This window comes from Sphingomonas sp. (assembly GCF_017744835.1).
Lineage (GTDB): Bacteria > Pseudomonadota > Alphaproteobacteria > Sphingomonadales > Sphingomonadaceae > Sphingomonas.
In genome coordinates, this window is sequence record NZ_JAGIAM010000001.1 from 1,068,163 (window position 1) to 1,091,165 (window position 23,003).

Consider the following 23,003-nt stretch of genomic DNA (forward strand, 5'->3'; position numbering starts at 1 on the left):
CGCGTCCCCCTCGGCTCACCCTTCGCGGTGATAGGGGTGATTTGCAAGGATCGATGCGGCGCGCCAGAGCTGCTCGGCGAGCATCGCGCGGGCCAGCATGTGCGGCCAGGTGGCGCGGCCGAAGGAAAGCAGCAGGTCGGCGCCCTCGCGCTCGGCATCGCCGAAGCCGTCGGCAGCGCCGATCAGGAAGCGCGTCTCGCGGATGCCGTCATCGCGCCAGCGGCCGAGCTTCTCGGCGAGCGTGCGCGAGGGCAGGTTCTCGCCCTTTTCGTCGAGCATCACCACGCGGGTGGCGCCCTCGATCGCCGGCATGCGGCCGCCGGTGTCGGGAAGCTCGGTGACGCGCGTGGGCCAGGGGACGCGCTTGAGATAGCGCTCCACGAGTTCGGCCTCGGGGCTGCGGCCGATGCGGCCGCGCGCGACGATGTGGAGCAGCATGTGCCCGGCTGCTCCCTATCCGCGAATCACGCCTGGCCGGCGGGTTCCCCGAACGACCACATGCGCTCGAGATTGTAGAAGGTGCGCACTTCGGGCCGGAAGAGGTGGATGATCACGTCGCCCGCGTCGATCAGCACCCAATCGGCGTTGGGAAGCCCCTCGACGCGCGGGGAGCGGCCGAACTCGGCCTTGATCTTCTCGGCGAGCTTGGTCGCCATCGACGCGACCTGGCGCGTCGACTTGCCCGAAGCGACGACCATATAGTCGGCGATGCTGCTCTTGCCGGCGAGCGGGATCGAGACGGTCTCGACCGCCTGATCGTCGTCCAGCGAGCTCAGCACGAGCCGATGCAGCGCCTCGACGCTCTCGGCGCCGGCGACGGGCTGGACATTGGGGGATGTGGCCAAGGTAACTCCTAAGGGTTCAACGAGCCTGTGCGCGGCTGTGGAGACGGCACGGACGCGCCCGATATAGGGATGCGACTCGCGTTCATGAAGTGCCGGTGCCAGGCAGGGTCGGCGGCCCGAAGGCGTGTCGCCGAAGTCGGATCGGGGCGAAAGCGCAGCAGCACGAGGGCCGGCAATCTCCAACACGTCCAGTTCTTCGCCTGGCCTGCGGGCCGCACAGCGCGCCGCAGCCAACCCATCGCAACGCTTGCATGGGCGTCGTCACTATATCCGGGGCGGGCAACCACCGCAATCGGAACCTGCCGCGCGATCTTCCGCCAGTCGCGCCAGAGGTGGAACTGGGCGAGGTTGTCGTCACCCATCAGCCAGATGAAGCGACATTTGGGATGCCGGCGGACGAGCTTGTCGAGCGTGTCGGCGGTGTAGCGCGTCTTGGCGCGCGCCTCGAAGTCGCTGACGCGGATCGGCGTGTGCCGCGCCATCCGCCGCGCCGAGGCGAGCCGCGCCTGATAGGGGGCCATGCCCTGCTGCGGCTTGAGCGGGTTGCCGGGCGAGACCAGCCACCAGACCTCGTCGAGCCCCAGCGCGCGGATCGCGTGGAGCGAGAGCCGGCGATGGCCGCGGTGCGCCGGATTGAACGAGCCGCCGAGAAGGCCGATGCGTTTCAGCGGGAGCCCTCGCGCGGCGGCTCGCCCGCCATGCCGCCGCTGCGGTATTCGCCCTGGCGCTCGATCATCCATCCCGGATATTCGCGCGGCAGCGCGCTGGCGGCGTCGAGCGTCGCGACCTGCTCGGGCGAGAGGCGCAGCTCCGCCGCGGCAAGATTGTCGGCGAGTTGATCGGGGCGCTTGGCGCCTGCGATGATGCTGGTGACCTCGGGCCGCTGGAGGAGCCAGGCGAGCGCCACCTGCGCCATCGAGACGCCGTGCGCCGCTGCGATCGGCTCCATAGCGTCGAGCACCTTGTCGCCGCGTGCGTGATCGACCGGCGGGAAATCGAAGCCCGCGCGGCGACCCTCGGCCGACCCGGCGCGATACTTGCCCGAGAGATAGCCCCCCGCGAGCGGGCTCCACACCATCAGACCCAGGCCCTCCGATGCGATCATCGGGCCGATTTCGCGCTCCAGGTCGCGGCCCGCGAGCGTGTAATAGGCCTGGACCGTCTGGAAGCGCGCGGCCTGGCGCCGCTCGGCAATCCCTAGTGCCTTGGCGATCTGCCACGCCGCCCAGTTCGAGACGCCGACGTAGCGGACGTGCCCTGCGCGCACGAGGCTGTCGAGCGCGTCCACCGTCTCCTCGATCGGGACGGCGGGATCCCAGCCATGGATCTGATAGAGATCGATATAGTCGGTCCCGAGCCGCCGCAGGCTGGCGTGCGCCTGCTCGAGGATGTGCTTGCGCGAACTGCCGCGGCTGTTCGGACCGGGGCCCATCGGCCCCATCACCTTGGTCGCCAGCACGAAGGCGTCGCGATCGAGGCCCAGGTTGCGCAGCGACTGGCCGGTGATTTCCTCCGACATCCCCTCCGAATAGACGTTGGCGGTGTCGATGAAATTGACTCCGGCATCGACTGCGGCGCTGACCAGCGCGTCGGCGTCGGCCTGGCCCAGGTCGCCGATCTTGGAGAACACGCCCTTGCCGCCGAAGGTCATGGTGCCAAGGCAGATTTCGGACACGAACAGGCCGGTGCGGCCGAGCGGCTTCATGCGCATGGGAAATCCTTTCGATGGGCGTTCGGACGAACGCGCAGCAGATAGGGACCCGTCGCGCGATTCGCCATGCGCTAGGGCCGCGCCTGGCCGCTCCCGCGCACCACCCATTTGTAGGTCGTCAGCCCCTCGAGCGCGACCGGGCCGCGGGCATGGAGCCGACCGGTGGAGATGCCGATCTCCGCGCCGAGCCCGAACTCGCCGCCGTCGGCGAACTGAGTCGAGGCGTTCCACATCACGATCGCGCTGTCGACGCCGGCGAGGAAGCGCTCGGCAGTGGGCGCGTCGGCAGTGACGATCGCGTCGGTGTGGTGCGAGCCGTGGCGGGCGATGTGGTCCATCGCGGCGTCGACGCCGTCGACCAGCTTCACCGAGAGGATCGCGTCGAGATATTCGGTATCCCAATCCGCGTCGCTCGCCGGCTTCACAAAGGGGTGGAGCGCCTGGACCTCGGCGTCGCCGCGGAGCTCGCAGCCGGCCTGATGAAGCGCTTCGAGAATCGCGACGGGATCGGCGAAGCCGCGGTCGATCAGCAGAGTCTCGGTCGCGCCGCAGATGCCGGTGCGGCGCATCTTGGCGTTGACCGCGAGCTTGAGCGCCATGTCGGGATCGGCGGCCCGATCGATATAGGTGTGGTTGAGCCCGTCGAGGTGCGCGAGCACGGGCACGCGCGCCTCGGCCTGGACGCGCGCGACGAGGCTCTTGCCGCCGCGCGGCACGATCATGTCGATCGCGCCCTCGGCCGTGAGCATCGCGCCGACCGCGGCGCGATCGGTGACGGGGACGAGCTGGACCGCGTCGGCGGGGGCGCCACCGGCCTCGAGACCCCTGGCGAGCGCTGCGTGGATCGCGCGATTGCTGTGGATCGCCTCCGAGCCGCCGCGCAGGATCGCGGCATTGCCCGACATGACGCAGAGCGCGCCGGCGTCGGCCGTGACGTTGGGGCGGCTCTCGTAGATGATGCCGATGACGCCGATCGGCACGCGGACGCGGGTGAGCACCAGGCCGTTGGGACGCTCGCTGCGCTCGATCACGCGGCCGACCGGGTCGTCGAGCTTCGCGACAGCCTCGACGCCGGCGGCCATCGCGTCGATCCGGCCCTGGTCGAGCCGCAGCCGGTCGAGCAGCGCGCCGCTGAGGCCCGAGGCTTCGCCGGCGCGCATGTCCTCGGCATTGGCGGCGACGATCGCGTCGGCGGACTCGCGCAGCGCCTGGGCGGCGGCGAGCAGCGCGCGGCTCTTCTGTGCGCTCGACATGGCGGCGAGCCGCTGCGCGGCGGTGCGCGCGCGGCCGGTCATTTCGGCGATCAAAGCGGGAATGTCGGTGTCGGCCATGCCGCACCCGCTAGCACGGCGCGCGCGAAGCTGGTAGCTGAATGGCATGGGGGAAATCGACGCAGCGGGTGAAATGATCACCGGAGCGCTGCTCGGCCGGGCGGTCGAGTCGGCGGCAGGCGAAGGCCATGGGCATGGCGGCGCATGCCTCAATTGCAGGACCGAGCTGGTCGGCCCGCATTGCCATCGATGCGGGCAGGCGGGGCACGTCCACCGGTCGCTCGCCGCAGTGGCGCACGAGATATTGCACGGCGTCTTCCACTTCGAAGGCAAGCTGTGGCGCACGCTGCCGATGCTCGCCTGGCGCCCGGGCGATCTGACGCGGCGCTTCATCGCCGGCGAGCGCGCGCGCTTCGTCTCGCCGATGGCGATCTTCCTCTTTTCGATCTTCGCGATGTTCGCGGTTTTCTCCTTCGCCGGAATATCCCCGCCGGCCGACATGCGCGGGGTCAACGACTATCCGATGGCGGCGATCAAGCTCGAACGCGAAAAGGTGGTCGGGGACCGCGAGAAGGCACTCGAGCAGAGCCGCGATCCGGGATCCGACGCCGGCGACCGCGCCGAGACGGCAAAGGACATCGCCGACGCCGACGCGCGGCTGAAGGACCTCGACGCCGCCGCCGCACAGCTGAAGGACAGCGCTTCGCAGGGCGTGACCAAGCACACGGGCTGGCATGCGCTCGATCACCTGATCGAGAAGTGGCAGAACAACCCGTCGCTGATGATCTACAAGTTCCAGTCGAGCGCGTACAAATTCTCGTGGCTGCTGATCCCGCTCTCGCTGCCTTTCGTGTGGCTGCTGTTCTTCTGGAAGCGCCAGTACAAGCTCTACGACCATACGGTGTTCATCACCTATTCGATCGCGTTCATGTCGCTGCTGTTCATCGTGCTGACGCTGGCGGGCAAGATCGGCGTGCCTGCCTCGTTCATCGGGACGGCGGCGACGCTGGTGCCGTTCGTCCACGTCACGCGGCAGCTCAAGCAGGCCTATGCGCTGCGCTGGTGGTCGGCAGTGGCGCGCGCGCTGGTGCTGAGCTTCTTCATCTTCTTCATCCTGGCGATCTTCGCCGTCATCCTCTTCCTGCTCGGGGCGGGATAGGCCGGCGCGCGAGACGCATAGAAAAAGCCCTCCGCGAGCAGCCTCGCGGAGGGCTTTTTTCTTTCGAGCGTCCGGCGGTCAGGCGCCCTGGGGGGCCGGGTTGCCGAACGGACCCTTGGGCTTGCGGATCTTGGGGATCGATGTCCCCGCGACCACGGCCGGCTTGGTGGGGGCGCCCGGATCGGGGCGGCCGAGGTCCTCGCCGGCGATCAGCCGCTTGATCTCCTCGCCGGTCAGCGTCTCATACTCGAGCAGCGCCAGCGCGATCGTGTGGAGCTGGTCGACATGCTCGGTGAGGATCTGGCGCGCGCGGGTCAGGCCCTGCTCGACGAAGCGCTTCACTTCGCTGTCGATCAGCCGCGCGGTCTCGTCCGACATCGGCTTGGAGCGCGACACCGAATAGCCGGTGAAGCTGTCCTCGCTCTCCGAGAAGTCGAGCGGGCCGAGATTGTCGGACAGACCCCATTTCGTGACCATCGCGCGGGCGAGACGCGTCGCCTGCATGATGTCGTTCGAGGCGCCCGACGAGACCTTGTCATAGCCGAAGATCAGTTCCTCGGCGACGCGGCCGCCGAAAGCCACGGCGATGTCGGCGTGCATCTTGTCGCGGTGGTAGCTGTAGCTGTCCCGCTCCGGCAGCGGCTGGACCATGCCGAGCGCGAAGCCGCGCGGGATGATCGTCGCCTTGTGGATCGGATCGGCGGTCGGCTCGTGCGCGAAGACCAGGGCGTGGCCGGCCTCGTGATAGGCGGTCATCCGCTTCTCGTCGTCGGTCATCACCATCGAGCGGCGCTCGGCGCCCATCAGCACCTTGTCACGCGCATCGTCGAACTCCTGCGCGGCGACCAGCCGCTTGCCACGACGGGCGGCGAGCAGCGCGGCCTCGTTGACGAGATTGGCGAGATCGGCACCCGAGAAGCCCGGAGTGCCGCGCGCGATCACCCGCGAGTCCACGTCGGGCGCCAACGGCACCTTCTTCATATGGACCTGCAGGATCTTCACGCGGCCTTCGATGTCCGGACGTGGCACCTGTACCTGGCGGTCGAAACGGCCCGGACGGAGCAGCGCGGGATCGAGCACATCGGGGCGGTTGGTCGCCGCGATGATGATGATGCCCTCGTTGGCCTCGAAGCCGTCCATCTCGACGAGCAGCTGGTTGAGCGTCTGCTCGCGCTCGTCATTCTGGTTGCCGAGGCCCGCGCCGCGGCTGCGGCCGACCGCGTCGATCTCGTCGATGAAGACGATGCACGGGGCCGACTTCTTGGCCTGCTCGAACATGTCGCGGACACGGGACGCGCCGACGCCGACGAACATCTCGACGAAGTCCGAGCCCGAGATGGTGAAGAAGGGCACGCCCGCCTCACCCGCGATCGCGCGGGCGAGCAAAGTCTTGCCGGTGCCGGGGCTGCCCACGAGCAGCGCGCCCTTGGGGATCTTGCCCCCCAGGCGGGCGAACTTGGTCGGGTCCTTGAGGAACTCGACGATCTCCTGCAGCTCTTCGCGCGCCTCGTCGATGCCGGCGACGTCGTCGAAGGTGACCTTGCCTTCCTTCTGCGTGAGCAGGCGCGCACGCGACTTGCCGAAGCCCATCGCGCCCGAGCCCGAATTCTTCTGCATCTGCCGGAGCACGAAGAAGGCGACGCCGAAGAAGAGCAGGAACGGCAGCGACTGGTAGAGGATGTAGAACCAGATCGACGGCTGCTCCTCGGGCCGCGCGTTGATCTTCACGCCCTTCTCGCGCAGCGTCGGGATGAGCTGCGGATCGTTGGGCACGTTGGTGCGGAACTTGGAGTCGCTCGACAGCGTGCCGGTGACGACGCCGGAGCCGACCGCGATGTTGACGTCCTTGACCTCGCCCGCCTCGACCTTGTCGAGGAAGGTCGAATAGGCGATCGTGTCGCCGGTCGCAGTGGTGCTGCGCCCTTCGAACATCATCACGAAGAGCGCGAGCGCGGCAAACATGCCCACCCAGATCAACAGGCTCTTCATCCAGGGATTGCTCCCGTTCTCGGGACCCTGCTGCTTGTCGTTGTCGTTCATGTGGCGCTCGATACCTTTCCGGCCCTCAAGATAGGGTAGCCCGTCTTAATGGCAATGGAACAACGTCGCTCTTTAGGGCGATCAGTGTGATCGACGCGGCGGGGCCGCGGAGAATCGCCACTCACCATATTTCGCGCTGGCTTTCACCCCCGCAATCGTACCGGTGCCGCCGGCGTCGAGCGTGGCGACGAGCCGATCGAGCCCCTGCTCGTGCCAGCGCGCGTCTTCGCCCGCGGCATCGCGCACCTGCTGGACGGCGACGCGGACCAGCCGTCGACGGAGCTCATAGGGCAGTCCGGCGGCATCGAGCGTGACGGTGCCGGCGTCGTCGGAACGCAGCCGCGCAGGGGCCTCGCGGGCGAGCGCCCATTCGATCGCCTCCTCGGCGTGCCGCAGATTCTGGGCCGACAGCGCGAGACGCGAAGGCACGAGATCGGGCGAGGCGGCGATCAGCGCGCGGATGCGGCTGCGATCGTAGCGGGGATCGCGGTTCGAGCGATCCTTTGCGATCGGCACGCGCTTGCACGCGGCGAGCCCCTCGAGCTCGGCGCGTGACCAGTCGAGCAGCGGGCGGACGAGAAGCGTGCCGCCGGCGATCGCGCGGGCGCGGCGCATTGCCGCGAGGCCGGCTACGCCCGATCCCCGGCGCGCGCGCATCAGCAAGGTCTCGGCGACGTCGTCGCGTTGGTGGGCAATCGCGACCCAGGGGGCGCCGCTCGATCGCGCCCATTCGCCCAGGACCGTGTAGCGGAGCATCCGCGCGCGCTCCTGCATATTGCCGGCGAAGCTGAAGCCGGGCGGGGGCGCGAGCGTGGCGTGCGGCACGCCGAGCCGCGCGCAGACGCCGGCGACCAGCGCGGCTTCCTCGGCGGCTTCGGGGCGGAGGCCGTGGTCGACGGTCGCTACGCACAACGCATCGGGAAAGGCGGCGGCGGCGAGCAGCAGCAGCGCCATGCTGTCGGGCCCGCCCGAGACGCCGAGGCCCAGCCTGCGTTTGGGCGTGGGGGCCTCGCCGGTCAGCGCCAGCAAGTCGCGCCGGAAGCGCGCGACCTGCTCCGCCGGCGGCGTCAGGTCACTTGCACTTGTTGGCGGCACGGCCCTCTGCGACCCCGGCCTTGATCTCGGCCGAGATGCTGCCGCCATAGAGCTGAGTCAGCTCGTCATAGACCTTGCAGACCTCGCTCGCGGGCTTCTTCAGCTTGGTGAGCGCCTGGGCCAGATAATAGAGGCTGTCGGGCGCGCGATCGCCGTTGGGGTTCTTCTTGTAGTTCTCGTAGAAGGCGACCGCGGCGAGGCTGGGCGCGCCGGCATCGAGATAGGCGCGGCCGAGCAGGTTCTGCGCATAGCTGGCGCGGCGGTGCTTGGGATATTGCGTGACGACTGCCTCGAGCGCCTTGCGCGCCTCGGGATAGAGCTTCGCGCTCCACAGGCGATAGCCGTAGAGATAGCCGTCTTCGGCGGGGTCGCCCGAATTGGGCTTTTCGATCGCGGCGAGCTGCTGCGCGCGCGCGCCGGTGGGTCGGGCGGCGGGCTTGTCCTCGACCGCGACGGGGCGCGCCGAGACGCGCGGAGCCTCGGACTCGCCCGTGTCGGCCGGCGCGATCTCGGGGCCGCCGGTGCCTTCGGCCGGCGCAGGCGCCGAGCGGCCCTCGACTGCCTTCAGCCGCGCATCGGTCGCTGCTTTATACGCCTCAAACCCTTCCTCGAGCTGCCGCAGCCGATGCTCGCCCTGCTCGATCTGGCCGGTGAGCGTCGTCAGCTGGCCCTCGAGCGCGGCCACGCGCTGGGTGAGATCGGCGAGCGGCGCACTGGCGGGTACGCCGGGGACGCTGGTGTCGGGCGTCGGCGTGATCTGCGGCTCGACCAGCTGGCCGGCGCCGCCGGGGAAAACCTTGCGCTGCACGGCGCGCATCTCGCGCTCGAGCTTGTCGACGCGGCCCTCGACCGCGGTCTGGGCCTGCGCCACGCCTCCGGCTGCGATTGCAATCGCGATCGCCGCTGCGGCCATCAAATTTCGCATCTTCACTACACCCCCCGGTGCAAAGCGTATCGGGTTCATGTCCAACGGCATAGCTGACACGCCATGCCTGTCGCCAGCCTTAAGGGTTCGCGATCGTATTTGCAGCCGGCGAAGCAGTCGCGGCGACGGCGGGTTCGGCAGGACGTGCCTTGAGCGCGGCAGCGCTCACTTCGGCCTCGATCGTACGCTCGCCGGTGCCGAGTGGCGCGACGCTCGAGCCGTTGACCAACACCTGGAGCCGGTCGGGCCGGCCGGTGCGCAGGCGCGGGCCATTGGCGTCGCGCGGCACGTCGAAGCGCTCGCCCGGCGCCATTTCCTTTTCGAAGAGACGCTGGCCGGTCGCGTCGCTGACGCGGACCCAGACGGTGTCGGTCGCAACCAGTGTCACCTGGTCGCCACTCGCGGGCGCAGGCGCCGCGGCGGGAGCGGTGGCATTGGCGTCGGCGGCCGGGGCCGGCGTTGCCTCATTGGCTTCGATCGGCAGCGTCTCGGGCGGCAAGGGGGCCTCGCCGCGGAACAGGCTGGTGCCGTACCACAGGGCGACGCCCGCGAGCACGAGCAGCGCGACGATCAGCCCGGCCCAGGCGAGCCCGCGGGGCGGCACGCGCTTGGGGTCCTGCATCTCATAGGAGGGGACGGGTGCGGCGCGCTCGGGATTGTCGCCGAGCTCCTGACGAAGCTCGCGCCCGATCGCGACTTCGTCGGCGCCGACGGCGCGGGCATAGGCCTTGGCGAAGCCGAGCGCATAGGTGACCGAGGGAAGGCCGGCGTAATTGCCGCTCTCGATCGCTTCGAGGTGGCGCTGCGGGATGCGCGTGCGGCTGGCGATTTCCGAAAGATCGAGCCCCTGCGCCTCGCGCGCGGCGCGCAGCTTCTCGCCCACGGTCGTGGGAAACAGCGTCGGCTCCTGGGCGGTTTCGCCTTCCATGCCTCACCTCAGGGCGGGAGGGTTGCGGCCCGTTGGGCTCCCGCCTGTCTGGCGGTGTCCCTCAGCCCGCTGCGCGTGTCAACGGCGGGTGACGCAAATCCTCAAGATATCAGGCCAATTCCACGCCGTGCTCGGCAGCCCAGGCGGAAAGCGTCTCGCGCAGCGGCAGGCGGGGCGCGGCGAGTTCGGCCTCCATCATCGCCTGGATCGCGCTGCGATCGAGCGAGCGGATCATCGCCTTGACCGGGCCGACCGCGGCCGGGGTGATCGACAGCCGGTCGATGCCGAGGCCGATCAGTGCCATCGCCTCGAGCGGGCGCCCGCCCATCTCGCCGCACACCCCCACGGGCACACCGGCGGCATGCGCCTGGTCGGCGACGCGTTTGACGAAGCGCAGGATCGATGGGCTCAGCCAGTCGTAGCGCAGCGCAAGCTTGGGATGCGCGCGATCGGCGGCGAAGAGGAATTGGGTGAGGTCGTTGGTGCCGATCGAGAGGAAGTCGAGCCTGGGCAGCAGCAAGTCGAGCACTTCGGCGAGCGCGGGCACTTCGAGCATCGCGCCGTAGCGGATGTCGGTGGGCAGCTTGCGCCCGCGCGAGCCGAGCCAGGCGCGCTGCGCCTCGAACAGCGCGCGCGCTTCCTCGAACTCCCAGGGCTCGGACACCATCGGGAACATGATGTTGAGCGTGCGCCCGGCCGCCGCGTCGAGAAGCGCGCGGGCCTGGGCCTTCATCAGGCCGTCGCGGTCGAGCGCGAGCCGGAGCGCGCGCCAGCCCATTGCCGGGTTCTCTTCGTTCCCCTCCTCGTCATGGTTGAGATAGGGGAGCGCCTTGTCGCCGCCGATGTCGACGGTGCGGAAGGTGACCGGGCGATCGCCGGCCACGTCGAGCACGTCCTTGTAGAGCCGGCGCTGCGCCTCGCGCTGGGGGAGCGTCGCCGAGACGAGGAACTGGAATTCGGTGCGGAACAGGCCGATGCCGTCGGCCCCGGTGAGGTCGAGCGCCGAGACGTCGTCGCGCAGGCCGGCGTTGACCATCAGCGTGAGGCGGTGGCCGTCCTTGGTCTCGGGCGGCTGGTCCTTGAGCTGCGCGAAGGCGGCGCGGCGCTTCTGGCTGAGCGCGAGCTTGGCCGAAAAGGCCTCCTGCATCGCATTGGTTGGGCGGACGAGCAGGCTCTCTTCGCCGACGTCGAGGAGCAGCATGTCGCCCTCGGCGATGATCTGGCGGACGTTGCGGACGCGGCCGAGCACGGGGACGCCCATCGCGCGCGCGACGATGGTGACGTGCGCGGTGAGCGAGCCTTCCTCGAGGATCACGCCCTTGAGGCGCCGCCGGTCATATTCGAGCAGCTCGGCGGGGCCGAGGTTGCGCGCGATCAGGATCGAATCCTGGCGGAGGCCGAGCTGGGCGGCAGTGCCGAGCTGGCCGGAGACGATGCGCAGCAGCCGGTTGGAGAGATCCTCCAGGTCGTGCATGCGGTCGCGGAGCAACGGATCGTCGATCTCGCGCATGCGCTGGCGGGTGCGCTGCTGGACGCGCTCGATCGCCGCCTCGGCGGTGAGGCCGGAATCGATCGCCTCGTTGATGCGGCGGCTCCAGCCTTCGTCATAGGCGAACATCTTGTAGGTCTGGAGCACTTCATCATGTTCCCCGCCCACGCCAAACTCGGCCTGGCTGGCCATGCGCTCGATCTGCTCGCGCATCTTGTCGAAGGCGGCATAGACGCGGTGGCGCTCGGCCTCGATGTCCTCGGCGACCGTGTGCTCGATGGTGATGCGCGGTTGGTGGAACACCGCGAGACCCTGCGCCATGCCATCGACGAGCTTGAACCCGTGCGTGCGCACCGCGCCGGTCGCCTGGGGGCGGGTCGATGCGGCGCCGGCGGCGTCGATCAGCCCGGCATTGGCGATGAGCTCGGAGAGCACCATCGCGACGGTCTGCAGCGCCTCGATCTCGACATCGGCGTAGCGGCGCGGCTCGACGTGCTGGACGGCGAGCACGCCGACCGCGCGCTCGCGGCGGATGATCGGGACGCCGGCGAAGCTGTGGAACCGGTCCTCGCCCGTCTCGGGGCGATAGGCGAAGTCGGGGTGTGTCGCAGCCTCGGCGAGATTGAGCGTCTCCACGTTCGCCGCGATCGTACCGACGAGGCCTTCGCCGAGCGCGAGTTTGGTGACGTGGACGGCGTCCTGCGACAGGCCGCGCGTGGCGAAGAGCTCGAGCACGCCTTCGCGCAGCAGATAGATCGAACAGACCTCGCTATCGAGCGCGGTGCCGATGATGTCGACGACGGCATTGAGCTTCGACTGGGCGGCGAGGCGCTTCGCCATCACGTCGTGAAGGCGCGTCAAAATCTCCCGGGCGGAAGCGGCAGCAGCAAGGGCCATGGGCGCGGGCTAACAGATTGTGCAAGGCCGCGCCATGGCGGATCAGGGAAGTGAAGGAAGCACTGATTGCGACACCGGGACGGAGGCGAGCAGCGTGGCGGGCGGCGCACTGCTCGCCATGCGCCACGCCTCGAACGCGCGGTAGAAATCGGTGAAGGGCGCCTCGAGCCGCGGGAGCGCGTCGGCGGCGAAGCGCTCGAAATCCTGCGGCTCGACTGTGTCGACCTGCGCCAGCGCCTCGCGCGCGGCGGCGCAGAAGCGCTGCTGCGCGGGCGGCTGGGCGAAGAAATTATAGACGCGCGTCATCTCGCGGTCGTGCTGCGATTCCCACCCGGCGCCGTAACGCTGGCGGTACTGCGCCTTGACTGCGGCATCGGCGGCGGCGAGCGCGCCGCGCTGACGCGCGAGCAGCCGGTTGTAGGCGGCGACGGTCCAGTCCTCGTCCGCGTCGCGGCAGCCGAGCGCGGCGACGTTGAGCGCGGCGCGGACGTGCCAGCTCGCCTCCTCGGGCGTGAGGTGGCTGTTGGGCGTCAGGTAATTGCCTGCGGCGTCGCGTGCCGGGATCGGCTGGTTGGGCGATGCGCCGCCCGGCGGTGGTGCCGGGTTCCAGCCCTGCGCGAGCGCCGGCGCGGCTGCCAGCAGGGCGCCGGCGAACAATGTTCCAAGGATAGCGTGCTTCATGATTCCTCCCCGGCGACGCGGAAGAAGGATCGGCCGCGCCCCCATGGATTCATTGTAGGAAGCCGCGGGAAATCAGCGGGTTGGCGACAGCGGAAAAGCTGCACAATCGTGCATCCGATCTTATACGGAGGCAGGAGCGTAACGAAAATCCAAGTGCCGATCCGGAAGATATTATCCGCCCATCACGAACCGGATTGGTTATTTTCTATTGACAAGCGTGACGCTGCATGCTAGAGGAATCGGCATGCTGGTGAATTGCGCCGGTGAGCCCCGAAAGGGGTGCCGGGCGAGCCGCCCTGGTGTAGGGCCGTCCCGCACAACAGGAGCGAGTGATGGTCCCGCGTGAATTGATCGGCACCGCCGAAGTGCCGGGCGGCGAGCCGCTGCGGCTGTTCCGGCGCGGGCGCGATTTCATGATCGTGCTCGACCGCAACGAGCTGATGAGCAGCCGGATGAGCGGATCGGAAGAGGCGCTCGCCGACCTGACGATCGACCGGCTGGGCGGGCGCCAGGCGCCGCACCTGCTGATCGGCGGCTATGGCATGGGATTCACGTTGCGCGCGGCGCTCAGGCGGCTGGGTCCACAGGCGAAGCTGACCGTGGCCGAGCTGGTGCCCGGGATCATCGACTGGGCGCGGGGGCCGATGGCCGAGCTGGCTGACGGATGCCTCGACGACCCGCGCGTCGACGTGGTGATCGACGATGTCGGCGCCGTGATCGGGCGCGGACGGGGGACGTACGACGCGATCCTGCTCGACGTCGACAATGGCCCCGATGGGCTGACGCGCGCGGCGAACGACGGGCTCTATTCGATGCGCGGGCTCGCGGCGGCCAAAGCGGCGCTGCGGCCCGGCGGGGTACTGGCGGTCTGGTCGGCCGGCAGCGACGCGGCCTTCACGCGTCGGCTGAAGGACGCGGGGTTCCGCGTCGACGAAGTGGCAGTGAAGGCACGCAGCAACGGCAAGGGGCCTCGGCACGTGATCTGGTTTGCGGTGGGGCGGTAGGGGCCTTTCTTGATCGTCATCCCCGCAAAGGCCGGGACCCGGCGCCGCATGGTGCGTCGCTTCTGACTCCTGGGCCCCCGCCTTCGCGGGGGTGACGGTTTGGGCTTGAGGGAAGCGGGTGCGCTTCCTCGGGGAGACAAGGACATGATCGGGCATATTGGCGCGCTGGGCATGGCCCTGCGCGGACGGGAACTTGCGTGCGTGTTGGCGGCGGGGATGCTCGTCGCCGGGTGTACGACGCTCCACGGCGAGCTGGCGGTGCGGGCGGGCTTCGGGCTGCTGGTGACGCGCTATGACGCGGACCGCGACGGCGGGCTGAATCGCGCCGAGATCGAGACGATGGTGGATGCGGCGATTGCGCCCGAGCGGCGCCAAGGCGCGGGCTGGGCCGCGTTGCGCGCCTGGCTGGTTGCGCGCTACCTCGACCAGGACATGGACCATGACGGCCGCGTGCGGGCCGACGAACTGGCGCGGGCGCCGGTCGCGGCGTTCCACTGCCTTGACGCCGACGCGAGCGGGCGCGTGACTCCGGGCGAGGCCGAGGCGCGCTGGGCAGGATGCGTGATCGACAATCTCTAGGGCGGCGTTCGGGGAGGGCTGGCATGAAATGGTTCGGACGCAAGGCGGCCGGGCGCGGGGCAGTGCGCCCGGCGCTGGCGCGGACGTTGGCGGGCGGGGCGGCGATCGGCGAATGGCCGCGCTCTTATGAAGCGCAGGTCCGCGAAGGCTATTGCCGCAATCCGGTGGCGCAACGCGCCGTGAAGCTGGTGAGCGAGAGCGTCGGCGGGGCGCCGCTGACGGCGAGCGATCCCGCGCTGCCGGCGCTGGTGACGGCGCGATCGGGCGGGCAGCTGCTCGCCGAGACCGTGGCGGCGCATCTGCTGCTCCACGGCAATGCCTATGTGCAGCTGCTGGCCGATGATGCGGGCCGGGTGCGCGAGCTGTTCGCGCTGAGACCCGACCGGGTGAGCGTCGAGGCCGACGCCGGGGGCTGGCCGGTCGCCTATCGCTACAAGGTGGGCGAGCATGTCAGCCGGCTGGCGGCGGAGGATGCCGGCGGCCGGCCGGCAGTGGTGCACATCAAGGCGTTCGCGCCGCTCGACGATCACTACGGACTGGGCTGCCTGGGCGCGGCGGCCGGCGCGGTCGCGATCCACAATGCCGCTACGCGCTGGAACAAGGCGTTGCTCGACAATGCGGCGCGGCCGAGCGGCGCGCTGGTCTATGAGTCAGGCGACGGGGCCACGCTGGCGCCCGAGCAGTTCGATCGGCTGAAGGCCGAGATGGAGGCGGGTTTCGCCGGCGCGGCCAATGCCGGGCGGCCGATGCTGCTCGAGGGCGGGCTGAAGTGGCAGGCGATGAGCCTGACGCCGGCCGACATGGACTTCGTGGGGCTGAAGGCCGCAGCGGCGCGCGAGATCGCGCTCGCCTTCGGCGTGCCCCCGATGCTGCTCGGGCTACCGGGCGATGCGGCCTATGCGAACTACCGCGAGGCCAATCGCGCGCTGTGGCGGCTGGCGGTGCTGCCGCTGGCGGGAAAGATCCTGGGCGCACTGGCGCAGGGGCTGAACGGATGGTTCCCCGAGGCGGCGCTTGCCGTGGACGTCGACCAGGTGACCGCGCTGGCCGAGGACCGCGAGCGGCTGTGGCGGCAAGTGGCGGGGGCGGACTTCCTGACGAGCGAGGAGAAGCGCGCGCTGCTGGGGCTCGCCTGAGCCTGCGCGCGCACATTTCGGGAGAAGAGCGATGGCGGACGAGATGCTGCTTGCGCAGCTGATGGAACAGGCGCGCTCCGAAGGCGCGGAGCTGGCGACGCTGCGCGCGATTGCGGAGGAGGCGGGCGAGGTGGGAGCGCGGCGCGCGCTGGCCCGGCTGGGGCTCGACGATGCGGGCGCGGCCAAGGACATGGGCGAGCTGCGCGAGCTGCTGGGGGCCTGGCGCGACGCCAAGCGATCGGTGCTCAAGGCCGGGTTCGAATGGGCCGGGCGAATGGGCGTGGCGCTGCTGCTGGCCGGGCTGGCAGTGAAGCTGGGCTTTCCCGGCTGGCTCAAGTGAGCCTGAGGTTCGCGGGCTATGCCGCGGTGTTCGACCGGCCCGATCGGGGCGGCGACGTGGTGCGGCGCGGCGCCTTTCGCGCCGACGGCGCGGTGCCGCTGCTGTGGCAGCACCAGGGCGCGCCGGTCGGCGCGGTCGAGCGGCTGCAGGAGGACCGGCGCGGGCTGCGCGTGATCGCGCGCGTCGAGGACGCCGGCCTGGCCGAGGCGGTGCGCCGCGGAGCGGTGACAGGGCTTTCGTTCGGATACCGGGTGCGCGCGGCGCGGCAGGGGCTGCGCCGCGAGTTGCTGGAGGTGCAACTCGTCGAAGTGAGCCTGGTCACGAGCCCGATGCAGCCGCTGGCGCGGGTGCATGCGGTGGATGGGGATTTCAACCGGGGAGAAGGTGAATGACCGAAGTGGTGACGGATGCGCTCGAGGCGAGCTTCGAGCCGGTGGAGGCGGGGGGATTGCCGCCGGTGCGGCCGATGCTCGCGGGCGGGCGCCCGGCGACGGGGGCCGGCTTCGAGAGCTTCCTGCGCGGCGGCGCGGGAGCGGTGGAAGTGAAGGCGCTGTCGGGGACGAGCGACGCGGCCGGCGGGCTGGCGGTGCCCGAGGAGATCGACGCGCGGATCGATGCGACGCTCAAGAGCATCTCGCCGATCCGCGGCATCGCCAATGTGGTGAAGGTCGGCACCTCGGGATACCGCAAGCTGGTCAGCAGCGGCGGGTTCGAAAGCGGGTGGGCGGGGGAGACCGATCCGCGCGACGAGACCGACGCACCGGTGTTCAACGAAGTCGCGCCGCCGATGGGCGAGCTCTACGCCAATCCCGCGGCGAGCCAGACGATGCTCGACGACGCGGCGTTCGACGTGGAGCAATGGCTGGCCGGCGAGATCGCGCGCGAGTTCGCCGTGGCCGAGGGCGCGGCCTTCGTGAACGGCAACGGCGTCAACAAGCCCAAGGGCTTCCTGGCCGCGCCGACGGCCGTGGCGAGCGACGCGACGCGGCCGTTCGGCACGCTCCAGCATGTGCTGAGCGGCGCGGCGGGGGCGTTCGCGGCGAACCCCGAGGAGAGGCTGATCGACCTGGTCCAGGCGCTGCGCGCGCCCTATCGCCAGGGGGCGTGCTGGGTGATGAACTCGGCGACGCTGGCGCGCATCCGCAAGATGAAGACCAGCGACGGCGCGTTCCTGTGGGTGCCGGGGATCGCCGCGGGGCAGCCGGCGACACTGCTCGGCTATCCGGTGGTCGAGGCCGAGGACATGCCCGACATCGCGGCGAATTCGCTGTCGATCGCCTTCGGCAACTTCAAGGCCGGCTATCTGATCGCCGAGCGGCAGGAGACGCAGATCCTGCGCGATCCCTATTCGAACAAGCCCTTCGTCCATTTCTACGCGACCAAGCGCGTCGGCGGGATGGTGAGCAATTCGGAAGCGATCAAGGTCATGAAGTTCTCCGCCTCGTGAGACGAGGCGGTGGCTCATGAAGTTCGCGGCGGCGTGATGGGGGCGCTTCCCCTCCCCGCAAGTGGGGAGGGGAAGTTCTTACGGGGGAGAGCGACATGGTTTCACCGCCTTTCGACGAGGCGGCGCTGGCGGCTGCGCGCGACGCGGCCAAGGCGCATCTCAGGATTTCGGGAGAGAGCGAGGACACGCTGCTGGTGCGCCATGCGGCGACGGCGCTGGCGCTGTGCGAGGCCTTCACCGGCTGCGCGCTGCTGGTGCGCGAATGGAGCGACATGGTACCGGCGGACCGGTGCTGGCAGCGGCTTGCCGGGGCACCGGCGACGGCGATCGCGAGCGTGGAGGGCGTAGCGACGGAAGGCGCGGGGTTCGCGCTGCCGGTCGACGCCTATGCGGTCGATATCGACGCGAACGGCGAGGGCTGGGTGCGCGTGATGCAGCCGGGTGGGGCGGGGCACGTGCGCGTGACGTACAGCGCGGGGCTGGCGGCGAGCTGGGAGGCGCTGCCGGCGCCGATCGCGCAAGGGGCGGTGCTGCTGATCGCGCATCTGTTCGAGGCCCGGGCCCAGGGAGGGGCGCCGCCCGCCGCGGTCGCTGCATTGTGGCGGCCGTGGCGGCGGATGCGCCTGGGCGAAAGCCGCGTCGCATGAGCCCGCGCGTGCTGCTCCAGGCGGCGGCGAAGGCGGCGCTGGAGGGGCATGCGCCGCTGGCGGACGGAGTCACGGCGGTGTTCGACATGCCGCCCAGCCGCGCCGCACGCCCCTATGCGCTGGTCGACGAGCCGGTGCTCGGCGACTGGGGGACCAAGGACATGGCCGGGCGCGAGGGGCGGCTGGCGGTGCTGGTGGAGCGCGTTCCTGCTCAAGGTGGGGAACGGCGCGGTGCCGGTGGTCTATGCGACCGTGGCGGGGCTGCGGACGACGCAGCTGAGCGTCAACGGCGAGGCAGTGGCGATCACGTCGAAGGATTCGGGCGGCTGGCGCGAGCTGCTGTCGGGCGCTGGGGTGCGCTCGGTGAGCGTCTCGGGCGCGGGCGTGTTCACCGGATCGGCGGCGGAGACGCGGCTCAAGGCCAATGCGCTGGCGGGGGTGCTCGACGATTACCGGCTGAGCTTCGAGAGCGGCGAGACGATGACGGGCCGCTTCCTGGTCACGCGGCTCGACTATGCCGGGGATTACAACGGCGAGCGCAGCTACACGCTGAGCCTGGAGAGCTCCGGGCCGGTGGTGAGCGCATGAGCGCGCCGGCGAACCCCGCGCGGGGAGAGGCGGCGCTGCGGGTCGGCGGCGTCGAGCTGGTGCTGCGGCCGAGCTTCGCGGCGCTGGTGGCGGCGGAGCAGGAAGTGGGGCCGTTGTTCGCGATGGTCGAGCGCGCGGCCGACGGGCGGCTGTCGCTGTCCGAGATGGTCGCGCTGTTCTGGCACTGTCTGGCCGAGCGGCCCGAGGGACTGACGCGCGAGGGCTTTGCGGAGAGCGTCGCGGTGCGCGGGCTGGCGGCGAACATGCCGGCGCTCAAGGCGCTGATCGGGCAGATATTGGCGGGGCGGTGATGCGCTTCGCGGATGCTGCCTTGCGGCTGGCGGGGCTGGCGGGGGTGACGTTCGGCTGGAGCCCCGAGGCATTCTGGCGCGCGACGCCGGCTGAGCTGGGAGCGCTGGTGCGTGCGCTTGCGGGCGAGGAGGTGGCGCCGCTGGGCGCGGCCGAGCTCGCACGACTGGAGGAGCGGTTTGGCGATGGACGAGGATGAGATCGACCGGCTGGTCGTACGCGTGCGCGCCGACACGACGGGCTTCGCGCGCGACGTGGAGGCAATGCGGGACGAGCTCGAAGGGCCGCTCGAGATGGGAGCAGAGAGGGCGGGGCGGGCAGTCGAGAGCGCGCTGCTCAAGGCGGTTCGGAGCGGCAAGCTGGGGTTCGAGGAGCTCAAGGCAGTGGCGCTCCAGATCCTGTCCGAAATCGCCGCGGCAGCGGTGCGCGAGGGACTCGACGTGGTGTTCGGGCGCAGCGGGAAAGGCGGCACGAGCGGCCCGGACTATGGCCCGGACTATGGAATGTCCGCCGCGCTCGCCGGACTGGTCGGGGCCCCCGGGCGTGCGACGGGCGGACCGGTGAGCCCCGGACGGCCCTATTGGGTGGGCGAGCGGGGCCCCGAGCTGTTCGTGCCGGCGAGCGCGGGGAGCGTGGCGGCGCCGGTGACGGCGGGGCCGCGCGAGATACGCGTGTCGATCACCGTCAATGCCCCCGTTGGCGAGGCGCCGCGCGCGCTGGCGCAGTCGAGCCGCCAGGTGGCGCGGGCAGTGAAGGCAGCGCTGGCCGGGGTCGAATGAAAAGCTCCTCTTCCGGCGGGAGAGGGGAGAGCAGCGGAACTTCGGAAAAGCGATCCGCTGGAGAGGGAGAACATGGCACATTGGCTTGCGTCCGAGCGACGCGGGCAGGTGGAGGGCGTGGTTGGGCGCTTCGATCCTGCCTATTGGACCGTCAATTTTCCGCGGCCGATGATGGCTGCGGTCGTCACGATGGCGGCGGACGCGCTGCGGGTGGACGCGGTCTTCTATCGGCAGGATGATCTCGCCGGGCTGATCTGGGAAGCGGAGGATCGGCACGACCATGTGCTGCTGCGCTACGAGACCAGCCGCGACTTTCGTGGCTGCCGCCTCTCCTTCCGCTGGCGCTCCGGTGGCGTGCTGCCGCTCGACGCGGTGAACGGGCCGGTGCTGACGATCGAGGGGCGCGATGCCATGGGCAGGCCCCGCGCCTGGTATGTGCGGCTGTGGAACTATGCCGAGGGGACGCACGAGGATGCGGTCGTCTCGATCGACTTCGCGCATGTCGACGGCGGGTTCATTCTGCCGGGCGAGGCCGATCCTGTTTGGGCGGGCGACGTCGACCGGATGTTCGTCTCGCTGGTGCCGCAGGGTTATAGCGGCGCGGCGGGGGATTTGCCCGCGGCGGTCGAGGGCTGGGTAGAGCTGAGCGATCTGGCCTGCGAGGGGCCGGGGTCGGTGCTCGCGATCGGCGATGTGGTGGTGCCCGAGCATGGGCTCTCGATCGCCAGCGGCTATGACGACTCCTATCACCTGACGCCGGCGCGGCTGCTGCGGAATGCGCTGCAGCTCGGCTATCGGGGCGCGATCCTGCACTATGTGGGGATGAGCCATTATTTCCGGCTCGAGGCGCTGTACGGCGGCTATTACGTCAGCCTGGCACGCGGGGTGCTGAATGTCGCCTGCGCGGCGTGGCACCGTGATTTCGCGGCGCGGGCGAAGGCGCTCGGTTATGAATTGATCTGGTCGCTCTCCTACGAACTGCTCGACCAGCACTGCTGGAACGACTGGAAGCAGCGTGCCGCCGACGGCGCGCCGGGACTGACGGGATGGAGCCCTCCCTCGGCGCTGCTCTCGCCCGCGCATTCGGGCGCGATGGCCTATCTGCGGGCGGTGGTGCTGGCGTTCGTGGAGATCGCCGTCGAAGCGGGGCTGGCGGTCAGATTCCAGGTGGGCGAGCCCTGGTGGTGGGTGATGCCCGACGGACGGCTATGCATCCATGACGATGCGGCGCGCACAGCGCTGGGGGATCCGACGGAGCAGAATCTGCGCGGCAGCCCCGATCCGGCGGTGCTCGACGCGGCAGGCGCGCTGCTCGCAGAGTCGACGTTGGCGCTGCGCGATGCCGTAAAGGGGGCCGCGCCTGGTGCGCAGGTGATGCTGCTCGCCTATCTGCCGACGGTGCTCGACCGCGCAATGCCCGAGCTCAAGCGGGCGAACCTGCCGATCGGATGGGCGCGGCCGGCCTTCGATCTGCTCCAGCTCGAGGATTACGACTGGGCGGCGACCGGCAATGCGGCGGCGAGCGCGAAGGGCGTGGCGCTGGCGGAGGCGCGGCTCGGCTATCCGGCGGCGGAGCAGCATTATCTGGCGGGCTTCGTCCTGCGTCCGGAGGACAAGCGCCAGTGGCGGCACATCGCCGAAGCGGCGGCGCGCGCGCTGCGGCGCGGTGTCGCGGCGACCTTCGTCTGGGCGCTGCCGCAGGTGCTGCGCGACGGCTTGGTGCATTTCGATCAGGAGGAAGACGTGGACGCGTTCGACGACGTGCTCTTTCCGCTCGCGCTCGGGCGCGAAGCGGAAGTGATTCCCGAGGTCTCGACCGCAGTGGTGACGAGCGCGGGAGGCCGCGAAGTGCGCAACGCCGAATGGGCCGAGGCGCGGACCAGCTATGACGTGGGGCCGGGCGTGCGATCCGAGGCGGATATCGCCGAGCTGCTCGCCTTCTTCCGCGCGCGCATGGGGCCAGCGCGGGCGTTTCGGCTGCGCGATCCGTTCGACTGGCAGGCCACGGACGAGCCGATCGGGATCGGTGACGGGGTGAATGCGGTGTTCGCTCTGGTGAAACATTATGATGGGGTCGCGCGCCGGATCACGCGGCCGGTGGCGGGGAGCGTAAGTGTGGAAGTGGACGGCGGGGCCGTCGCGTTCGCGCTCGGGCCGGGAGGCGTGGTGACGCTCGACGAACCGCCGCCAGCAGGTTCAGCCGTGACCGCGCGCTTCGTCTTCGACGTTCCGGTGCGCTTCGCGGAGGATCGCCTGCGCGTGAGCCGGGCGACCTTCCTGGCCGGCGCGGCCCCGAGCGTGCCGCTGGTGGAGGTACGCGAATGAGCTTCCTGGACGGCGAGCTCACGACGATCGCGCTGTGCTGGCGCATCGAGCGGCGCGACGGCGTGACGATCGGGCTGACTGCGCATGATCGGGACCTCGAGATCGACGGCCTGGTCTATCGCGCGGCACCGGGGATGACGCCGAGCGCGATCCAGCGCAGCGCGAGCCTGGATGCCGGCAGCATGGACGTGACCGGCGCGCTCACCGGCGAGGCGATCTCGGAGACGGACCTGCTCGCTGGGCGCTGGGACGGGGCACGGGTGGTGCCGTTCGCGACCGATTGGAGCGCGCCCGGGGAACGGGTCGCGCTCGGCGAAGGGACGATCGGCGCAGTCGAGACCGCAGGCGGCATGCTCACGGCTGAGCTGCGAGGAATCGCGGCGGGGCTCGAGCGGCCGGTGGTCGAGGCGACCTCGCCCGATTGCCGCGCGGCCCTGGGCGACAAGCGCTGCCGCGTGCCCATGGCGAGGCGGAGGCGGTTCGCACGCGTGGTCTCGGTCGAAGGCGAGGCGCTGGTGATCGATCGCGCCGAGCCCGAGGCCAATGCCTATGGCGGCGGGCTGCTGCGCTGGTTCGGCGGCCCCAATTCGGGGCTCGAGGATGCGATCGCGCGATCGGAGGGCAGCGGACTGGTGCTTCGTCGGCCGCCGCGCTTCGAGGCCGCGGGCGCGCTGGTCGAGCTGATCGAGGGATGCGACAAGCGGCTTGCGACATGCGCCGGGCGGTTCGGCAACGCCGTCAATTTCCGCGGGGAGCCCTATCTGCCGGGGATCGACCTGCTGACGCGTTATCCGGGAGCGTGACTCCG

The 23,003-nt window shown here is 70.2% G+C and carries 25 protein-coding genes; 14 read left to right on the plus strand and 11 right to left on the minus strand.

Annotated elements, in window-relative coordinates; all coding sequences use genetic code 11:
- Positions 1 to 15: 15 nt before the first annotated feature.
- The 5 genes from J7500_RS05145 to J7500_RS05165 all read right to left on the minus strand — a co-directional run bounded on the left by J7500_RS05145 (position 16) and on the right by J7500_RS05165 (position 3,887).
- Positions 16 to 438 (minus strand): 23S rRNA (pseudouridine(1915)-N(3))-methyltransferase RlmH, encoded by a 423-nt coding sequence (locus J7500_RS05145; RefSeq protein WP_294060427.1) that lies wholly within the window; start codon positions 436 to 438, stop codon positions 16 to 18.
- 26 nt (positions 439 to 464) lie between these two features.
- A complete protein-coding gene (gene rsfS, locus J7500_RS05150) occupies positions 465 to 845 on the minus strand; it encodes a ribosome silencing factor (protein ID WP_294060428.1) in 381 nt (126 codons plus the stop codon).
- An 8-nt stretch (positions 846 to 853) separates the two neighbouring features.
- Positions 854 to 1,513 (minus strand): nicotinate-nucleotide adenylyltransferase, encoded by a 660-nt coding sequence (locus J7500_RS05155; RefSeq protein WP_294060696.1) that lies wholly within the window; start codon positions 1,511 to 1,513, stop codon positions 854 to 856.
- Positions 1,510 to 2,556 (minus strand): aldo/keto reductase, encoded by a 1,047-nt coding sequence (locus J7500_RS05160; protein ID WP_294060429.1) that lies wholly within the window; start codon positions 2,554 to 2,556, stop codon positions 1,510 to 1,512. Before J7500_RS05160 ends, J7500_RS05155 begins: the two co-directional genes overlap by 4 nt.
- A gap of 71 nt (positions 2,557 to 2,627) precedes the next feature.
- Complete coding sequence (locus tag J7500_RS05165) at positions 2,628 to 3,887, minus strand: glutamate-5-semialdehyde dehydrogenase (protein WP_294060430.1); 1,260 nt, start codon at positions 3,885 to 3,887, stop codon at positions 2,628 to 2,630.
- A gap of 46 nt (positions 3,888 to 3,933) precedes the next feature.
- Here J7500_RS05165 and J7500_RS05170 point away from each other — a divergent pair, with 46 nt between their 5' ends.
- Positions 3,934 to 4,986: a DUF3667 domain-containing protein gene (locus tag J7500_RS05170; RefSeq protein WP_294060432.1), complete on the plus strand. Its 1,053-nt coding sequence runs from the start codon at positions 3,934 to 3,936 to the stop codon at positions 4,984 to 4,986.
- 78 nt (positions 4,987 to 5,064) lie between these two features.
- Here J7500_RS05170 and ftsH read toward each other — a convergent pair whose 3' ends face one another.
- The 6 genes from ftsH to J7500_RS05200 all read right to left on the minus strand — a co-directional run bounded on the left by ftsH (position 5,065) and on the right by J7500_RS05200 (position 13,041).
- Entirely contained in the window at positions 5,065 to 7,026 is a 1,962-nt protein-coding gene (gene ftsH, locus J7500_RS05175) for an ATP-dependent zinc metalloprotease FtsH (RefSeq protein WP_294060433.1), read from the minus strand.
- Positions 7,027 to 7,107: 81 nt separating this feature from the next.
- Positions 7,108 to 8,121 (minus strand): tRNA lysidine(34) synthetase TilS, encoded by a 1,014-nt coding sequence (gene tilS / locus J7500_RS05180; RefSeq protein ID WP_294060434.1) that lies wholly within the window; start codon positions 8,119 to 8,121, stop codon positions 7,108 to 7,110.
- Positions 8,099 to 9,046 carry a tetratricopeptide repeat protein gene (locus tag J7500_RS05185; protein ID WP_294060435.1) on the minus strand — a complete coding sequence of 316 codons (948 nt, stop codon included), beginning with the start codon at positions 9,044 to 9,046 and terminating at the stop codon, positions 8,099 to 8,101. Before J7500_RS05185 ends, tilS begins: the two co-directional genes overlap by 23 nt.
- 79 nt (positions 9,047 to 9,125) lie before the next feature.
- The gene (locus J7500_RS05190; protein ID WP_294060436.1) at positions 9,126 to 9,974 is read right to left on the minus strand and encodes a helix-turn-helix domain-containing protein; all 849 of its coding nucleotides are present in this window, start codon (positions 9,972 to 9,974) and stop codon (positions 9,126 to 9,128) included.
- A 109-nt stretch (positions 9,975 to 10,083) separates the two neighbouring features.
- A complete protein-coding gene (ptsP, locus tag J7500_RS05195; RefSeq protein ID WP_294060437.1) occupies positions 10,084 to 12,360 on the minus strand; it encodes a phosphoenolpyruvate--protein phosphotransferase in 2,277 nt (758 codons plus the stop codon).
- A gap of 42 nt (positions 12,361 to 12,402) precedes the next feature.
- A complete protein-coding gene (locus J7500_RS05200; RefSeq protein WP_294060439.1) occupies positions 12,403 to 13,041 on the minus strand; it encodes a hypothetical protein in 639 nt (212 codons plus the stop codon).
- Between the two features lie 332 nt (positions 13,042 to 13,373).
- Between J7500_RS05200 and J7500_RS05205 the strand changes: the two genes are divergently transcribed.
- The 13 genes from J7500_RS05205 to J7500_RS05265 all read left to right on the plus strand — a co-directional run bounded on the left by J7500_RS05205 (position 13,374) and on the right by J7500_RS05265 (position 22,998).
- Complete coding sequence (locus J7500_RS05205) at positions 13,374 to 14,045, plus strand: spermidine synthase (RefSeq protein WP_294060440.1); 672 nt, start codon at positions 13,374 to 13,376, stop codon at positions 14,043 to 14,045.
- A gap of 144 nt (positions 14,046 to 14,189) precedes the next feature.
- Complete coding sequence (locus tag J7500_RS05210; protein ID WP_294060441.1) at positions 14,190 to 14,624, plus strand: hypothetical protein; 435 nt, start codon at positions 14,190 to 14,192, stop codon at positions 14,622 to 14,624.
- Between the two features lie 23 nt (positions 14,625 to 14,647).
- Positions 14,648 to 15,760, plus strand: coding sequence for a phage portal protein (locus J7500_RS05215; RefSeq protein WP_294060442.1), 1,113 nt, complete (start codon positions 14,648 to 14,650; stop codon positions 15,758 to 15,760).
- Positions 15,761 to 15,791: 31 nt separating this feature from the next.
- Positions 15,792 to 16,100, plus strand: a complete 309-nt coding sequence (locus tag J7500_RS05220) for a DUF6127 family protein (protein ID WP_294060443.1) — start codon at positions 15,792 to 15,794, stop codon at positions 16,098 to 16,100.
- The gene (locus tag J7500_RS05225; protein ID WP_294060444.1) at positions 16,097 to 16,492 is read left to right on the plus strand and encodes an HK97 family phage prohead protease; all 396 of its coding nucleotides are present in this window, start codon (positions 16,097 to 16,099) and stop codon (positions 16,490 to 16,492) included. The genes J7500_RS05220 and J7500_RS05225 overlap by 4 nt, the downstream gene beginning before the upstream one ends.
- Complete coding sequence (locus J7500_RS05230) at positions 16,489 to 17,547, plus strand: phage major capsid protein (protein WP_294060445.1); 1,059 nt, start codon at positions 16,489 to 16,491, stop codon at positions 17,545 to 17,547. The genes J7500_RS05225 and J7500_RS05230 overlap by 4 nt, the downstream gene beginning before the upstream one ends.
- Positions 17,548 to 17,642: 95 nt before the next feature.
- Positions 17,643 to 18,194, plus strand: coding sequence for a hypothetical protein (locus tag J7500_RS05235; protein WP_294060446.1), 552 nt, complete (start codon positions 17,643 to 17,645; stop codon positions 18,192 to 18,194).
- Positions 18,195 to 18,401: 207 nt separating this feature from the next.
- Positions 18,402 to 18,782, plus strand: a complete 381-nt coding sequence (locus J7500_RS05240; protein ID WP_294060697.1) for a phage tail protein — start codon at positions 18,402 to 18,404, stop codon at positions 18,780 to 18,782.
- Complete coding sequence (locus J7500_RS05245) at positions 18,779 to 19,093, plus strand: gene transfer agent family protein (RefSeq protein WP_294060447.1); 315 nt, start codon at positions 18,779 to 18,781, stop codon at positions 19,091 to 19,093. Before J7500_RS05240 ends, J7500_RS05245 begins: the two co-directional genes overlap by 4 nt.
- Positions 19,090 to 19,290: a phage tail assembly chaperone gene (locus J7500_RS05250; protein WP_294060448.1), complete on the plus strand. Its 201-nt coding sequence runs from the start codon at positions 19,090 to 19,092 to the stop codon at positions 19,288 to 19,290. Before J7500_RS05245 ends, J7500_RS05250 begins: the two co-directional genes overlap by 4 nt.
- Positions 19,277 to 19,870 (plus strand): tail tape measure protein, encoded by a 594-nt coding sequence (locus J7500_RS05255; RefSeq protein WP_294060449.1) that lies wholly within the window; start codon positions 19,277 to 19,279, stop codon positions 19,868 to 19,870. Before J7500_RS05250 ends, J7500_RS05255 begins: the two co-directional genes overlap by 14 nt.
- 72 nt (positions 19,871 to 19,942) lie before the next feature.
- On the plus strand, positions 19,943 to 22,195 hold the full coding sequence (locus J7500_RS05260; protein WP_294060450.1) for a DUF2460 domain-containing protein: 2,253 nt from the start codon (positions 19,943 to 19,945) through the stop codon (positions 22,193 to 22,195).
- Positions 22,192 to 22,998 carry a DUF2163 domain-containing protein gene (locus J7500_RS05265; RefSeq protein WP_294060451.1) on the plus strand — a complete coding sequence of 269 codons (807 nt, stop codon included), beginning with the start codon at positions 22,192 to 22,194 and terminating at the stop codon, positions 22,996 to 22,998. The genes J7500_RS05260 and J7500_RS05265 overlap by 4 nt, the downstream gene beginning before the upstream one ends.
- Positions 22,999 to 23,003 lie beyond the last annotated feature (5 nt).

What these genes read in the sequence shown, in the direction of transcription:
- J7500_RS05145 (WP_294060427.1), bottom strand. Translation starts at nt 438, where the DNA reads ATGCTGCTCCACATCGTCGCGCGCGGCCGCATCGGCCGCAGCCCCGAG.
- J7500_RS05160 (WP_294060429.1), bottom strand. Translation starts at nt 2,556, where the DNA reads ATGCGCATGAAGCCGCTCGGCCGCACCGGCCTGTTCGTGTCCGAAATC.
- J7500_RS05165 (WP_294060430.1), bottom strand. Translation starts at nt 3,887, where the DNA reads ATGGCCGACACCGACATTCCCGCTTTGATCGCCGAAATGACCGGCCGC.
- J7500_RS05170 (WP_294060432.1), top strand. Translation starts at nt 3,934, where the DNA reads ATGGGGGAAATCGACGCAGCGGGTGAAATGATCACCGGAGCGCTGCTC.
- ftsH (WP_294060433.1), bottom strand. Translation starts at nt 7,026, where the DNA reads ATGAACGACAACGACAAGCAGCAGGGTCCCGAGAACGGGAGCAATCCC.
- J7500_RS05185 (WP_294060435.1), bottom strand. Translation starts at nt 9,046, where the DNA reads ATGCGAAATTTGATGGCCGCAGCGGCGATCGCGATTGCAATCGCAGCC.
- J7500_RS05190 (WP_294060436.1), bottom strand. Translation starts at nt 9,974, where the DNA reads ATGGAAGGCGAAACCGCCCAGGAGCCGACGCTGTTTCCCACGACCGTG.
- ptsP (WP_294060437.1), bottom strand. Translation starts at nt 12,360, where the DNA reads ATGGCCCTTGCTGCTGCCGCTTCCGCCCGGGAGATTTTGACGCGCCTT.
- J7500_RS05200 (WP_294060439.1), bottom strand. Translation starts at nt 13,041, where the DNA reads ATGAAGCACGCTATCCTTGGAACATTGTTCGCCGGCGCCCTGCTGGCA.
- J7500_RS05205 (WP_294060440.1), top strand. Translation starts at nt 13,374, where the DNA reads ATGGTCCCGCGTGAATTGATCGGCACCGCCGAAGTGCCGGGCGGCGAG.
- J7500_RS05210 (WP_294060441.1), top strand. Translation starts at nt 14,190, where the DNA reads ATGATCGGGCATATTGGCGCGCTGGGCATGGCCCTGCGCGGACGGGAA.
- J7500_RS05215 (WP_294060442.1), top strand. Translation starts at nt 14,648, where the DNA reads ATGAAATGGTTCGGACGCAAGGCGGCCGGGCGCGGGGCAGTGCGCCCG.
- J7500_RS05220 (WP_294060443.1), top strand. Translation starts at nt 15,792, where the DNA reads ATGGCGGACGAGATGCTGCTTGCGCAGCTGATGGAACAGGCGCGCTCC.
- J7500_RS05230 (WP_294060445.1), top strand. Translation starts at nt 16,489, where the DNA reads ATGACCGAAGTGGTGACGGATGCGCTCGAGGCGAGCTTCGAGCCGGTG.
- J7500_RS05235 (WP_294060446.1), top strand. Translation starts at nt 17,643, where the DNA reads ATGGTTTCACCGCCTTTCGACGAGGCGGCGCTGGCGGCTGCGCGCGAC.
- J7500_RS05245 (WP_294060447.1), top strand. Translation starts at nt 18,779, where the DNA reads ATGAGCGCGCCGGCGAACCCCGCGCGGGGAGAGGCGGCGCTGCGGGTC.
- J7500_RS05255 (WP_294060449.1), top strand. Translation starts at nt 19,277, where the DNA reads ATGGACGAGGATGAGATCGACCGGCTGGTCGTACGCGTGCGCGCCGAC.
- J7500_RS05260 (WP_294060450.1), top strand. Translation starts at nt 19,943, where the DNA reads ATGGCACATTGGCTTGCGTCCGAGCGACGCGGGCAGGTGGAGGGCGTG.
- J7500_RS05265 (WP_294060451.1), top strand. Translation starts at nt 22,192, where the DNA reads ATGAGCTTCCTGGACGGCGAGCTCACGACGATCGCGCTGTGCTGGCGC.